This window comes from Mesorhizobium sp. WSM4816 (assembly GCF_055811535.1).
This window is the reverse complement of sequence record NZ_JBVVQR010000024.1, coordinates 54054-67522: the sequence shown is the minus strand read 5'-3', so window position 1 is coordinate 67522 and position 13469 is coordinate 54054. Positions and strand designations below refer to the sequence as shown.

Genomic DNA, 13469 nt, shown 5'->3' with positions numbered 1-13469 from the left:
TTGGGGAAACCACGCGCTTCATCCTCGTGCGGATGGTCAAGTTCAAACAATTGCTCGCACCTATAACTGTCCAGAGCGCAACCATTTTTTCGTGGGAGATCGGTGGAGCTGGCACGCTCGATGCGTTTGAGATCAAAAACCAGGAACGGCCACGGAAGTCTGCGCGTCGGCTTCGGTGACGAAGCTAAAACAGTCGGCCGCCGTCAGGCACCCTGCGTTCGATCGCACCGAGGACGACCGCACCCTCCTCGTCGGGAAAGCCAAGCGTCAGCACTTCCGACATGAAGGGGCCGATCTGCCGCGGCGGAAAATTGACCACCGCGAACACCTGCCGGCCGATCAGCGTCTCGGGCGCATAGTATTTGGTGATCTGCGCCGACGATTTCTTCACTCCGATGTCAGCGCCGAAATCGATCTTCAGCTTGATCGACGGCTTGCGCGCCTCGGGAAACGGCTTGGCCTCGACGATCGTGCCGGCGCGAATGTCGACCCGGTCGAAATCGGCGAAGCTGATGTCGGGCTTGCGCTGGCTGCTCGAACTCATGGCGGGTCAGGACCTGGCTCAGGCGTTTCCGTAGGTCTCGAACAGGACGCCGGCCAGCGCATCCTTGGCCGAGGTTCCCGACCAGACGACGAACTGGAACGCCTGGAAGTAGCATTCGCAGGCTTCCAGCGCCGACGACAGCAGCACCTCGACCTGCTGGCTCGACGGCTCGACCCCGCCGGCGAGCAGCAGCGACTGGCGGAACATGATCGCGCCCTCCTGCTCCCAGAGGTCGAAATGGCCGAACAGCATCTGCTCGTTGATCAGCGAAAGCAGCCGCATCACTTCGAGCGCGCGCGCCTCTGGCACCTTGATGTCGAAAGCGCAGGCCAGATGCAGCGCCTCGAAATCCTCCATCCAGGAAAATGAGACGTGGTAGTCGGTCCAGCTTCCGGCAACCGAAATCGAAATCTCGTCGTCGCCGGCCCGCTCGAAGGACCAGTCGTTGTTGTGCGCCACCTGCTCGATAACATCCACCGGATGGATTTCGCGCGAGAATTCGAGTTCGAGAAGTTCCATGAATGCTTCCTGTCGTTCCTTCGCCTCGGCCGGCGGGGCACCCACAACGAACAATTTTGTCTAGAACTCGGACGGCCGGGACTTCGTCAACGCACAAAGACCCCAGACCGGACCCCACCGCCCGGCGCATGACCCTGCTCCGAATCATGCAACAAATTCAGTCTATTGATCGGGAGTCGCGTGACCAGCCCAATTTTTCGCACTGCGTCATTCGCATGTGGAAAGCCGCTGTCACAAAGATTCACGCAATGCCGGTAAGCGATTCACGACAAAGCGCTTTTTGCGATTGTGCTTTGTGGAAAAGTTTAACGTTATTTTTTTGGTCTGGGCTTCGCCGCAGCCGCAGGCGCGGCCTGCCCGGTCAGTTCGGCGAGCTTTGCCTCAAGCGTCTCGATGCGCGCAGCGAGACGGGTGTTTTCTTCCCTGGCTTTTACCGCCATGTCGCGGGCGGCCTCGAATTCTTCGCGCTGCACCAGGTCCATCGAGTTGAGAACACGCTCGGCCTGCCCCTTGAAGGCGGTTTCCACTTCGCGGCGCACGCCTTGCGCGGCACCGGCAGCGTCGGTCATCAGCTTGGCGAATTCATCGAGAATGCGGTTCGGTCCGGTCGACATGGCAAATCCTCGCTTGCTCGATTTGACGTAGTGGCGCGCGACGCGGAATGCAAGAACGTTGAGGCTGCTACGTCATCAAGTCGATGCAATTTGACCTAGTCTCGCAAGCCATAGCTGGTACCATCCAAGGAAGAGCATTCTGACGGGGACTGAAATGGCTTTCAGTGCGAATTTGGACCAGCGTATTGCCGCACGCGACGCCGCGCTCGCCAAGGGCATCGGCGATGCCGACGCAGGGCGGGTGAAGCCTGTGGAAGAGGTGCTTGACCGCCTGGAGGCCAAATACAGGGCATTGGCCGGGACCAAGCGCTGAGGCGGCAGTACCGGCACGATCAGCCTGCTTCCCGAAGCCGTATTTGCCGCGCCAGCGTCGCCTTGACCCCGTCAAAACCCTGCCGCATGGTCCGCGCCCGAACGTGATCGCAACCGGGAGATCCTGTTGAGCGAATATCTTATGCTGCCGCTGGCCGCCCTGCCCTTCCCCAACATCGACCCGGTCATCGTCCAGATCGGACCGCTGGCGGTGCATTGGTATGGCGTCGGCTACATCGTCGGCATTCTCTTCGCCTGGTGGTATGCCAAGCGGCTCGTCACCAATGCGAGGCTCTGGCCCGACGGCACCATGCCAATGCGGCCCGAGGATCTCGACGACTTCATCGTCTGGGCGGCCATCGGCGTGGTGCTTGGCGGGCGTGTCGGCTACGTGCTGTTCTACGACCTGCCGCGCTACATCGCTCAACCGTTCGATATCCTTGCCGTCTGGCAGGGCGGCATGTCGTTCCATGGCGGGCTGCTCGGCGTCATTCTCGCCATGACGCTGTTTTCCTGGTCGCGCGGCATCCGCACATGGTCGCTGTTCGACGTGGTGGCGGCCGGCGTGCCGGTCGGCCTTGGCCTCGTCCGCATGGCGAATTTCATCAACTCCGAACTCTGGGGCCGGCCGACCGACGTGCCATGGGCTGTCGAATTCCCCAATGGCGGGCCCTTTGCGCGCCATCCGAGCCAGCTCTACGAGGCGCTGCTCGAAGGCCTGGTGCTGTTCCTGGTCCTGCGCTTCCTCACCCATTCCAGGCTCAAGCTGAAGACGCCGCGCTTCGTCGGCGGCGCCTTCATCGCCGGCTACGGTCTCTCGCGCATCCTTGTCGAATTCTTCCGCGAGCCCGACCAGCAGCTCGGCTACCTCCTCGGCACCGGCTGGCTGACGATGGGCATGGTGCTGTCGCTGCCGATGCTGCTGGCCGGCATCTGGGCGATGGCGACCGCTACCGCATCGGCCCAAAAATCGGAATCGATTTTGGGGAAGCACGATGCGTAGAATCAAAGTGCCAGGGCGTACTGTCCAAATGGACGCACGTCGCCCTAGGGCGGTAACGCAGCCACAGCCGGTATGACCCGGCTGAAAACCCGCATCGTCGAGCTGATCGGTGCGGCGGGGCCGATCCCCGTCAACCACTACATGGCGCTTTGCCTGTTCGATCCGCTGGACGGTTACTATACGACGCGCGAGCCGTTCGGGGCTGCCGGCGACTTCGTCACCGCGCCAGAGATCAGCCAGATTTTCGGCGAGCTGATCGCCGTCTGGCTCTACGAAGCCTGGCTGGCGACCGGCCGGCCGATGCCGGCCACCATCGCCGAGATCGGCCCCGGCCGCGGCACGCTGATGAAGGACATGCTGCGCACGCTTGCGCGGCTCGATCCGGCGCTGACCGCCGGTGCGTCGTTCGCCATGATCGAGACCAGTCCGCGACTGGCCGATGTCCAAAGGCAAACGCTTGTCGCCACGCCGGCCGCGATCGGCTGGCACGAAAGCATCGACACGCTGCCGCAGACCCCGCTTTTCATCGTCGGCAACGAATTGTTCGACGCGGTGCCGATCCGCCAGTTCGTCCGCGCCGGAACAGGCTGGCGCGAACGGATGATCGGCCTCGACGGCGCCGACCAATTGCACGTCTTCGCCGGCGCCGGCTCGGTCGATCCAACGCTGTTGCCGGACGATGCCGAAAACGCGCCACAGGGCGCGATCGTCGAGGTCGCGCCGGCCCGAGCCGCGCTGATGGCGAGCATCGCCGAGCGCTTGGCCGGGCTCGGCGGCGCCGGCCTGTTCCTCGACTATGGCTACCTCCAGCCAGGGATCGGCGACACCTTGCAGGCCTTGCGCAAGCACGATCACGAAGATGTGCTGGCCAATCCGGGCGAAGCCGATCTCACCGCCCATGTCGATTTCGCCGCCCTTGCCGCGGTTGTGCGGGCGCATGGCCTCGATGCCCATCTCTCCACGCAAGGCGAATTCCTGGTGGAAATGGGGCTTCTCGAACGCGCCGGTCAGCTCGGCGCCAATGCCAATGAGGCGGCGCGCGAAAAGATTGCGGGCGAGGTCGAACGCCTCGCCGGCCCGCAAGCCATGGGCGACCTGTTCAAGGTGCTTGCGGTCCTGCCTGCCGGCATCGCCGTTCCGCCCTTTGCAACGGCGGATTGACTTTTCACTGCCGCCTCTCCCACTCTCCCGCCTTCCGACTGTCGCCGTTGGACTGTCGCCATCTTTCGACTGTCGCTTGACGAAATCGCTCTCACGGACAACAACGCAGCCATGCTGAATCAGACCAAACCGGATCCCGTTCGGTCGCCCTTGCTGGAGAAAGCGCGGGCGCAAGGCATTCGCCACGGCTATTTCACCCGCGTCGGCGGCGTCTCCAGCGGCATCTATCAGGGCCTCAACATCGGCACCGGCTCGAGCGACGACCAGACGCAGGTCGCCGAGAACCGCCGCCGCGTCGCCGACTGGATGGGCGTGCCATCAAGCCATCTGTTGACTGCCCACCAGATCCATTCGCCCGACGTCGTCATCGCCAGGGAGCCTTTTTCCGGCGAGCGGCCGAAGGCCGACGCCGTCGTCACCGACCGGCCGGGGATTGCGGTGGGCGCCTCGACGGCCGATTGCGGACCGGTGCTGTTCGCCGATGCCGAGGCGCGAATCGTCGGCGCAGCCCATGCCGGCTGGAGGGGCGCCTTGTCAGGCGTGCTGGAAAACACCATTGCGGCAATGGAAAGCCTCGGCGCCCGGCGCGAGCGCATCGTTGCGGTTCTCGGCCCGTCCATCGGCCCGGAAAACTATGAAGTCGGCCCGGAATTCATCGCTCGTTTTGTCGAGGCAGATGCCGACAATATCAGCTATTTCGCGCCTTCGGCGAAGCCGGAACATGCAATGTTCGACCTCAACCGCTATACGGTCGATCGGCTGACCCGGGCCAGCGTCATCGCCGATGGGCTCGGCCGCTGCACCTACGCCGAGGAGGATCTGTTCTATTCCTACCGGCGCAGCACCCATCGCAAGGAGCCGGATTACGGGCGGCAGATTTCGGCAATCGTTTTGGAGACAGAATAATGGCGCTGCATTTCGAACGGTCGGAATTTGACGCGCGGCGCGATCGGCTGATGATCGAGATCGCCGAGAAGAAGCTCGATGCCGTCCTTTTGTTTGCGCAGGAGAGCATGTACTGGCTGACCGGCTACGATACGTTCGGCTTCTGCTTCTTCCAGTGCCTGGTGGTGAAGGCAGACGGCTCGATGATCCTGCTCACGCGCTCGGCCGATCTGCGCCAGGCGCGCCACACCTCGATCATCGACAACATCGTGCTGTGGACCGACCGCGACGGCGCCAATCCGGCGATCGACCTGCGCAATCTGCTCAACGACCTCGACCTGCTCGGCGCCCGCATCGGCGTCGAATACGACACCCACGGGCTGACCGCCTACAATGGCCGGCGCCTGGACGAGCAATTGCAGACCTTTGGCCAGATCGCCGACGCGTCCGGCATCGTCAGCCGGCTGCGCCTGTTCAAGAGCCCGGCCGAAATCGCCAAGGTGGAAAAGGCCGCAAATCTCGCCGACGACGCTCTGGACGCGGCCCTGCCGCTGATCAAGCAGGGTGGCGACGAAGCCTTGATCCTTGCCGCCATGCAGGGCGCGATCTTTGCCGGCGGCGGCGACTATCCGGCCAACGAGTTCATCATCGGCTCCGGCGTGGACGCACTGCTTTGCCGTTACAAGGCTGGCCGCCGCAAGCTGAGCAAGAACGACCAGCTGACGCTCGAATGGGCCGGCGTCTTCCACCATTACCATGCGGCGATGATGCGCACGGTGCTGACCGGCAAAGTGTCGAAACGTCACCAGGAACTGTTCGATGCAGCGCGCGCCGCACTTCTGGCGGTCGAAAAGGCGATGACGCCCGGAAATACCTTCGGCGACGTGTTCGACGCGCATGCCCGCACGCTCGAGGCGCACAATTTGACCAAGCACCGGCTCAACGCCTGCGGCTATTCGCTCGGCGCCCGCTTCACCCCATCATGGATGGACATGCCTATGTTCTATCAGGGCAATCCCGAACCGATCGCGCCGAACATGACGCTGTTCGCCCACATGATCATCATGGACTCCGAAACCGAGACGGCGATGACGCTTGGCCGCACCTATCTGACGACTGAATCGCAGCCGAAGCCGCTGTCCCGCCATGATCTCGACTTGATTGTGCAATGAATCCATAATGGTAAGAATGCAAGAGGCGTTCATCGCCAGGGAGTTTTGAGGGAAATGAGGCGATCGCATGCGACGACCGTGTCATTGCTCGCGGCGCTGACGCTGGCCGCCTGCACCAACGCGAAGGACGTTCTCGAACCCTCGGCCATCGCCCCGCAGTCGACGCAGACCGTGGCAACGCCCGGAAGCGGCACGGCTGCAACGCCGACCGCACCTGCAGCCACTGCCCAGCCTTCCGCGACAACACAGCCTTCCGCGACGGCACAGCCCGCAACCGAGCTGCCGGCAAAAAGCGCCGCCGTCATCGCACGCACCCGCCTGCAGGTGGCGCCGATCGTCGGCGCCTCGGTGGAAGCCGCGACACCATTGACCGCGCAGCTTCAGACGCGAGCCAAGCAGCGCGGCATCACCTTGGCAGGAAGCGCCGGACAGACCCCGACGCATGTGCTGAAAGGCTATTTCTCGACGATGTCGGAAGGCAAGGATACCACCGTCATCTATGTCTGGGACGTCTATGACCCGGCAGGCAACCGGCTGCATCGCATCAACGGCCAGCAGAAGGCGCCCTCGGTCAATGATGGCGAAGGCTGGGCTGCAGTCGCGCCGGAGACCATGCAATCGATCGCCGACCAGACGATCGACCAGTTTGCCACATGGCTTGGCGGGCAAGCGGGCTGACCGGCGGCTGACATGTTGCCGGCTTCCCTCGCCGTCGACGTTTATTGAGATTAGCCGGCGGATTCCGATCACGACGCTTGCAATACCGGCACGGGCCGCTAAAAGCCCCGACTAAGGGGCTCAAGAGAGTCTGCCAGAGTCTCCATCCTTCACCAGGAACGGTGCATGAAGCTTTTCGCGGGCAATTCCAACAGGGTGCTGGCCGAAGCGGTCGCCCGCTATCTCAACATTCCGCTGGGCAAAGCCAGCGTCAGGCGCTTCGCCGATCAGGAAATCTTCGTCGAAATACAGGAGAATGTGCGTGGCGAGGATGTCTTCATCCTGCAGTCCACCTCGTTCCCGACCAACGATCACCTGATGGAACTGCTCATCATGATCGATGCCTTCATGCGCTCGTCGGCCAAGCGCATCACGGCGGTCATTCCCTATTTCGGCTATGCAAGGCAAGACCGCCGCGCCTCGGGCCGCACGCCGATCTCGGCCAAGCTGGTCGCCAACATGATCACGCGGGCCGGGGTCGATCGCGTCTTGACGCTGGATCTCCACGCCGGCCAGATCCAGGGCTTTTTCGACATCCCGACCGACAATCTCTTCTCGGTGCCGGTCATGGCCCGCGATGTGAAGGCGAAATACAAGCGGCTTGCCAATGTCATGGTCGTGTCGCCGGATGTTGGCGGCGTGGTCCGCGCCCGCGCTCTCGCCAAGCGCATCGACGCCCAGCTTGCCATCGTCGATAAGCGTCGCGAGCGCCCTGGCGAATCGGAAGTCATGAACGTCATCGGCGACGTGCGCGGCAAGGATTGCCTGCTGATCGACGACATCATCGATTCGGGCGGTACCTTGTGCAATGCGGCCGATGCGCTGCTTGCCGCCGGCGCCACCAGCGTCACCGCCTACACCACCCATGGCGTTCTGTCCGGCGGCGCCATCGCCCGCATCGGCGCCTCGAAGCTGCAGGAACTGGTCATCACCGATTCCATCCAGCCGACCCAGGCGGTGCTCGACGCCAGCAACATCCGCGTCGTCTCCATCGCCGACCTGATGGGTGAGGCGATCTCGCGCACGGCGACCGAAGAGTCGGTGTCGAGCCTGTTCGACTGAAATCTGCCCGCGATACAGCGCCGCGCGTCCAGAGACGCGCAAAGGACGCTGTAGCACCTTGATTTTGCGCATGATCCTCTCCGAAAAGGTTCGGGGTCATGCGCTTCCGTTCGACACCCTGATGTTGTCCCTAGAGCCGCGCATATAGCCGCGCGGCGATGCCCCCAGCATGCGCTTGAACATGGTGATGAAGGCCGGCACGCTGTCATAGCCGAGGTCGAGTGCTACCCTTGTGATCGGCTCGCCGTCCGCCAGCCGCGGCAAGGCCGCGAACAGGCAGGCCTGCTGGCGCCATGTCGACATCGACAATCCGGTCTGGCGATGAAAGGCGCGGGTGAAGGAACGCCGGCTCATGCCGACGATATCGGCCCATTCGTCGATCGTCGCGTGCGGCGAGGGTGCTGCGACGAAGCGCCGGCACAGTGCCGCAAGCCTTGGATCCGAAGGAAAAGGCAGGCCGAGCGGCCGTTCCGGCAGGTTCGGGATTTCATGCAGCAGCAGGCTCATGATCAGCCCGCCGCGCCCCTCAAGCTCGGCGCCCTGCGGCAGCTTTTCCGATTCCACGATGAGGCTGTGCATCAGATCGGTGATGCCGACGACGCGCAAGCCATCCGGCAGCCCGGCAATGGCGTCCGGCATCACATAGACCGAGCGCATGCTGACGTCGCCAAGCATCTCGACGGAATGCTCGGTGCCGGCAGGAATCCACATCGCATGATCGGGCGGCACCATCCAGCGCCCATGCCGCGTCGTCACCAGCACGACGCCGACAAGCGCATGCAGCAATTGACTGCGGCTGTGACGGTGCTGCGGCACGTGGTAGCCGTCGGGAAATTCGGTCGGCAGGGCCACCGCCGGCCCGACAGCCTGCTCCAGCCATTGCCAGCGGCGCAGCAGCCCGAGATCGGTGAACTGGCCGAGATCGGTGTCGCCCGCTTTGAAGATTTCGGTGCCATGCGGCATTGGCTATTGGCCCACTCGCGAAACTATTGGACCAAACCACGAAAGAAGTCGCCCGGCAAGTAACTTATAAGGCAGCGGGGCCATAAGGGCCGCCTGCGGGAGCGTCCGCCAAAAAGACCATGGAGCCTGCGTTGACTGATACGACAGCCACCTCCGCCGCCACGCCGGCGACGGCCAGCCACACTTCGGCGCAAGCGACGGCCTTCACCGTCATCCTTGCGGTGAGCTTCTGCCATTGTGTCAACGACATCATGCAGTCGCTGCTGTCGGCCATCTATCCGCTGCTGAAGGACAATTACCGTCTCGATTTCTGGCAGATCGGTCTTTTGACCTTCACCTTCCAGGTGACGGCGTCATTGCTGCAGCCGCTGATCGGCATGGTCACCGACAAGCGGCCGATGCCCTATTCGCTGCCCTATGGCATGGCGTCCTCACTGATCGGCCTGGTCGTGCTGGCCTATGCCGGACACTATTGGCTGCTGCTGATCGGCGCGTCGCTGATCGGCATCGGCTCGGCGATCTTCCACCCGGAATCCTCGCGCATCGCCCGCTTCGCCTCGGGCGGCAGGTTCGGCCTGGCGCAATCGCTATTCCAGGTCGGCGGCAATCTCGGCCAGGCCATCGGGCCGCTGCTCGCCGCCTTCGTCGTCGTGCCCTTCGGCCAGACCAGCATTGCCTGGTTCGCAGCCGGATCGCTGATCGGCATCGTCGTGCTGTGGCGGGTCGGCGGCTGGTACAGCCGGCTGCGCGCCTCGCTCGCCAACCGCAAGGCGGCAGGCTTCGTGTCGCCCTTCCCGCGCCGCAGGGTGATGGGCGCGCTGGCGGTGCTGACCTTGCTGGTGCTGACAAAAAACGCCTACGTCGCCAGCCTCGCCAGTTACTACACCTTCTACGCCATCGATAAATTCGGCGTTTCGGTGCAGATGTCGCAGGTCATGCTGTTCCTGTTCCTCGGCGCCTCGGCGCTGGGCATCCTGCTCGGCGGCCCGTTCGGCGACCGCTACGGGCAGAAGCCGATGATCTGGTTCTCGATCGTCGGCGTGCTGCCGTTTACGCTGGCCCTGCCCTACGCAAATTTCGAATGGACGATGATCCTGACCGTGCTGATCGGCCTGATCCTGTCCTCGGCCTTCTCGAACATCGTCGTCTTCGCCCAGGAACTGGTGCCCGGCCGCGTCGGCATGATCGCCGGCATCTTCTTCGGCTTCGCCTTCGGCATGGGCGGCATAGCCGCCGCTGTGCTCGGCGTCGTCGCCGACATGAAAGGCATCGACTTCGTCTTTCAGGTCTGCTCGTATCTGCCGCTGCTCGGGCTGCTGACGGTTTTTTTGCCGAACATGAAAGAGGCGAGGAAGCTCGAAGCTGGAACCACTATCGGGTGAACCTTGAGTTGGCTTGCCCCGGCGACGCCGGCTTCGGCTCTGTCAGCCGCTTTCGTAGTTCATGCCGTCGACATCAAGGCTTGGGGTCAGCCACTCGGGAAAGCCGCCTTCGAACCGGCGTGAGGCCCAGCCTCGCGCCCTCAGGATTGCCAGCGCGTCAGCAGAAAGAACGCACTGGACACCACGACAATAGGCGACGATGACCTTCTGTCGTGGAAGCTCCGCAAGTCGCTCTTCCAACTCACCCACGGGAATGTTGATCGCACCCGGCAAATGCCCGGCCGCGTATTCCTCTTGCGGCCGGACGTCGAGCAGCACGACTTCGTCGTCCCGCATGCGGCGCACCAGTTCCTCGCGCGAGATGCTCTCCAGCCTGTCCGGCCGGCTCATAGTGTCATCGATAAGCTCGCGGATTTGCTCGCGCCTGTGGTTCGCAAGGCTGCACAGCGCCCCAAGCACGTTTTCGATTGGACCATCGGCCAAACGATAAAGCACGCGTTTCCCGTCTCGCCGGGTCTGCACCAAGCCGGCCCGCTTGAGCTGTTGAAGATGCTGCGAGGTGTTGGCCATGGCGATGCCGGAAAGTTGCGTCAGCTGCTCCACGGCCAGTTCGCCGTCGGCAATGTGGCGCAGAAGAACCAGCCGGTGTGCATGCCCCAGCGTGCGGGCGAGATCGGCTATTTCGTCAAAGATCGGATGATGGACATCTGCGCTTTTCATATCGCATGATACAATAATCAAACGATCAATCAATACATTGAACGTTTTATTTGAAACGGCTAGTGTCTGGCGCGTGACAGGAAGCATGGACAAGGCAGGAGCAAAAAAATGAACGAGCAGTTGGAGTTCGTTGTCCGCGCAGCCGCGATCGGAACGGGGGCGACGGCGGTGATGGATCTCTGGGGATTGTTTCTGAAACGAACGTTGGCGATTCCGCCGCTTGATTATGCTTGGGTCGGCCGCTGGATCGGCCACTTTCCGCGAGGACGTTTCGCACATACGAATATCGCTCAGGCGCCCCGAATTCGCGGCGAAACGCCGATTGGCTGGGTCGCGCATTACGCGATCGGCATCATCTTTGCTGCATTGCTGATGGCAGTATGGGGCCTCGACTGGGCACGAGACCCGACATTGCTTCCCGCCCTTGTTGTCGGCATGTCCACTGTCGTTGCCCCGTTTTTCATAATGCAGCCGGCCTTTGGAGCCGGAATTGCAGCCTCGAAAACGCACAATCCGAGCACCGCGCGTCTGCGCGGCCTCATCACTCATCTGTCCTTCGGCGTCGGGCTGTATGCCGCTGCATTGTTTTCCGCACACCTGTTCCCGATCTGATACTGGTCGATTGCGGTCGGCTTTCAGGACACAACCCCAATATTTTGCAAATGCGGGAGCAAGCACGAAATTCAAAAAGCGAGACACTGCCCACCCGCGTTCGCCACCCGCCTTTGGCTTGCACCCCGCCCCACCTTCCGCTATAGAGCCGCCACCCGCGTAGACACCCTTGGAGGCAACGCGGCGGAAGGCTGTCCGGCCTCACGTGATCCCAAAAAGATTTTGGACCAGATCATGTAAGGCCATGACGGCTTTCGACGTTTACGGCCCAGGCATCTCGCCGGCCGCGAACGCTCCAGAACAACGCGAAAGGAAATGCCATGAGCCAAGCTTCTTACGAGCTCAAGGCCGAAGCGCGCGAACAGGTCGGTAAGGGGTCCGCCCGTGCAGTTCGCCGCAACGGTAAAGTGCCTGCAGTAATCTACGGCGACAAGCAGCCTCCCCTGGCGATTACGCTGACCTACAAGGACATCTACTACAAGATCCATGGCGGCGGGTTCCTGACCACGATCGCCACGATCGATGTCGACGGCAAGAAGATCCAGGTCCTGCCGAAGGACTACCAACTCGACCCGGTCAAGGATTTTCCGGTCCATGTCGACTTCCTGCGCATCGGCAAGGACACCGAAGTCAATGTCGACGTGCCGGTCCACTTCATCAACGAGGACAAGTCGCCCGGCATCAAGCGCGGCGGCGTGCTCAACATCGTGCGTCACGAGGTCGAGTTCCACTGCCCGGCCAATGCGATCCCGGAATTCATCACCGTCGATCTCACCGGCACTGATATCGGCGATTCGATCCACATCTCGGCGGTCAAGCTGCCGGCCGGCGTCAAGCCGGTGATCTCCGACCGCGACTTCACCGTCGCGACCATTGCCGGCTCCGCGGCGATGAAGCCGGAGGCGGAAGAGACGGTCGAAGCGGCTGAACCCGAAGCGGCTCCTGCCGACGAAGAGAAGTAATCCTTTCCGCTCGGAGGTGACGATGCTGCTGTTTGCAGGCCTCGGCAATCCGGGCGCGAAATACGCCAACAATCGGCACAATGTCGGTTTCATGGCGGCGGACGCAATCGCCCGCCGCCATTCCTTTTCGCCCTGGTCGAAAAAGTTCCAGGGCCTGGTCGCCGAAGGCACGCTTGCCGGCGAAAAAATCATCCTGATCAAGCCGCAGACTTTCATGAACCTGTCCGGCCAGTCGGTCGGCGAGGCCCTGCGCTTTTACAAGCTCGACGCTTCGGCGCTGACCGTCCTTTATGACGAGATCGACCTTGCCGCCGGCAAGGTGCGGGTCAAGGTCGGCGGCGGTTCCGGTGGCCACAACGGTATCCGCTCGCTCGAGCAGCATGTCGGCAAGGATTTCCGCCGTGTGCGCATTGGCGTCAGCCACCCCGGCGTCAAGGAAATGGTGCATGGCCATGTGCTTGGCGATTTCGCCAAAGCCGACCGCGAGTGGCTGGACGTGCTGCTCGACACCATCGCCGACGATGCCGGACTGCTTGCCAAGGGCGACGACAATTCCTTCATGAATCGCGTGACGCTGGCCTTGCGCGACAAGCTCGCGCCGACGGGCGACGACGACCGCCCACCACCCAAGGCGCCGAAAGCACAAAGCCACGTTCGCCAGGCGCGGCCGCAGCAGCCGGCAGCCAAGCTGCCCGAAACCGGCCCGATGGCCGCCATGCTGAAGAAGCTGTTTGGCGGCAAGGATTGAGCCTGGCCACGGATCGGGGCTGCAGGGCTTGACGTTCGTCACCCGTTTCGCCCATAGCCCTCATCAAATTACGATTTCCCGATAGGACCGGAT

16 protein-coding genes are annotated in these 13469 nt (G+C 62.7%); 11 read left to right on the top strand and 5 right to left on the bottom strand.

Features of this window, described 5'->3' with window-relative positions; translation table 11 throughout:
* Nucleotides 1-184: 184 nt before the first annotated feature.
* From AC0L3H_RS22575 to AC0L3H_RS22565, 3 genes are all read right to left on the bottom strand, one after another.
* A complete protein-coding gene (locus AC0L3H_RS22575; protein ID WP_473586944.1) occupies nucleotides 185-544 on the bottom strand; it encodes a tRNA-binding protein in 360 nt (119 codons plus the stop codon).
* Between the two features lie 18 nt (nucleotides 545-562).
* Nucleotides 563-1063 (bottom strand): type III secretion system chaperone family protein, encoded by a 501-nt coding sequence (locus tag AC0L3H_RS22570; protein ID WP_006202532.1) that lies wholly within the window; start codon nucleotides 1061-1063, stop codon nucleotides 563-565.
* 311 nt (nucleotides 1064-1374) lie between these two features.
* Nucleotides 1375-1677, bottom strand: a complete 303-nt coding sequence (locus AC0L3H_RS22565) for an accessory factor UbiK family protein (protein WP_287057281.1) — start codon at nucleotides 1675-1677, stop codon at nucleotides 1375-1377.
* Between the two features lie 154 nt (nucleotides 1678-1831).
* Between AC0L3H_RS22565 and AC0L3H_RS22560 the strand changes: the two genes are divergently transcribed.
* The 7 genes from AC0L3H_RS22560 (at nucleotide 1832) to AC0L3H_RS22530 (ending at nucleotide 7989) form a co-directional block, all read left to right on the top strand.
* On the top strand, nucleotides 1832-1990 hold the full coding sequence (locus tag AC0L3H_RS22560; protein WP_473586943.1) for a hypothetical protein: 159 nt from the start codon (nucleotides 1832-1834) through the stop codon (nucleotides 1988-1990).
* Between the two features lie 126 nt (nucleotides 1991-2116).
* Complete coding sequence (gene lgt / locus AC0L3H_RS22555) at nucleotides 2117-2992, top strand: prolipoprotein diacylglyceryl transferase (protein ID WP_473586942.1); 876 nt, start codon at nucleotides 2117-2119, stop codon at nucleotides 2990-2992.
* A gap of 72 nt (nucleotides 2993-3064) precedes the next feature.
* Nucleotides 3065-4153, top strand: a complete 1089-nt coding sequence (locus AC0L3H_RS22550) for a class I SAM-dependent methyltransferase (RefSeq protein ID WP_473586941.1) — start codon at nucleotides 3065-3067, stop codon at nucleotides 4151-4153.
* A 111-nt stretch (nucleotides 4154-4264) separates the two neighbouring features.
* A complete protein-coding gene (gene pgeF, locus AC0L3H_RS22545) occupies nucleotides 4265-5059 on the top strand; it encodes a peptidoglycan editing factor PgeF (protein WP_473586940.1) in 795 nt (264 codons plus the stop codon).
* Nucleotides 5059-6210, top strand: coding sequence for a M24 family metallopeptidase (locus AC0L3H_RS22540; RefSeq protein WP_091598395.1), 1152 nt, complete (start codon nucleotides 5059-5061; stop codon nucleotides 6208-6210). Before pgeF ends, AC0L3H_RS22540 begins: the two co-directional genes overlap by 1 nt.
* Nucleotides 6211-6264: 54 nt before the next feature.
* The gene (locus tag AC0L3H_RS22535) at nucleotides 6265-6888 is read left to right on the top strand and encodes a hypothetical protein (RefSeq protein WP_473586939.1); all 624 of its coding nucleotides are present in this window, start codon (nucleotides 6265-6267) and stop codon (nucleotides 6886-6888) included.
* Between the two features lie 165 nt (nucleotides 6889-7053).
* Nucleotides 7054-7989 (top strand): ribose-phosphate pyrophosphokinase, encoded by a 936-nt coding sequence (locus tag AC0L3H_RS22530; RefSeq protein ID WP_023799890.1) that lies wholly within the window; start codon nucleotides 7054-7056, stop codon nucleotides 7987-7989.
* 96 nt (nucleotides 7990-8085) lie between these two features.
* On the opposite strand, the gene AC0L3H_RS22525 is transcribed toward AC0L3H_RS22530, so the two are convergent.
* Nucleotides 8086-8952, bottom strand: coding sequence for an AraC family transcriptional regulator (locus tag AC0L3H_RS22525; protein ID WP_473586938.1), 867 nt, complete (start codon nucleotides 8950-8952; stop codon nucleotides 8086-8088).
* A gap of 131 nt (nucleotides 8953-9083) precedes the next feature.
* On the opposite strand from AC0L3H_RS22525, the gene AC0L3H_RS22520 reads away from it, so the two are divergent.
* The gene (locus tag AC0L3H_RS22520; protein ID WP_473586937.1) at nucleotides 9084-10334 is read left to right on the top strand and encodes an MFS transporter; all 1251 of its coding nucleotides are present in this window, start codon (nucleotides 9084-9086) and stop codon (nucleotides 10332-10334) included.
* A gap of 42 nt (nucleotides 10335-10376) precedes the next feature.
* On the opposite strand, the gene AC0L3H_RS22515 is transcribed toward AC0L3H_RS22520, so the two are convergent.
* Nucleotides 10377-11141: an ArsR/SmtB family transcription factor gene (locus AC0L3H_RS22515; protein WP_473586936.1), complete on the bottom strand. Its 765-nt coding sequence runs from the start codon at nucleotides 11139-11141 to the stop codon at nucleotides 10377-10379.
* Between the two features lie 21 nt (nucleotides 11142-11162).
* On the opposite strand from AC0L3H_RS22515, the gene AC0L3H_RS22510 reads away from it, so the two are divergent.
* The 3 genes from AC0L3H_RS22510 to pth all read left to right on the top strand — a co-directional run bounded on the left by AC0L3H_RS22510 (nucleotide 11163) and on the right by pth (nucleotide 13376).
* A complete protein-coding gene (locus AC0L3H_RS22510) occupies nucleotides 11163-11666 on the top strand; it encodes a DUF2938 domain-containing protein (protein WP_473586935.1) in 504 nt (167 codons plus the stop codon).
* Nucleotides 11667-11986: 320 nt separating this feature from the next.
* A complete protein-coding gene (locus AC0L3H_RS22505) occupies nucleotides 11987-12628 on the top strand; it encodes a 50S ribosomal protein L25/general stress protein Ctc (protein WP_473586934.1) in 642 nt (213 codons plus the stop codon).
* A gap of 22 nt (nucleotides 12629-12650) precedes the next feature.
* Nucleotides 12651-13376, top strand: coding sequence for an aminoacyl-tRNA hydrolase (pth, locus tag AC0L3H_RS22500; RefSeq protein ID WP_473586933.1), 726 nt, complete (start codon nucleotides 12651-12653; stop codon nucleotides 13374-13376).
* Nucleotides 13377-13469: the final 93 nt, after the last annotated feature.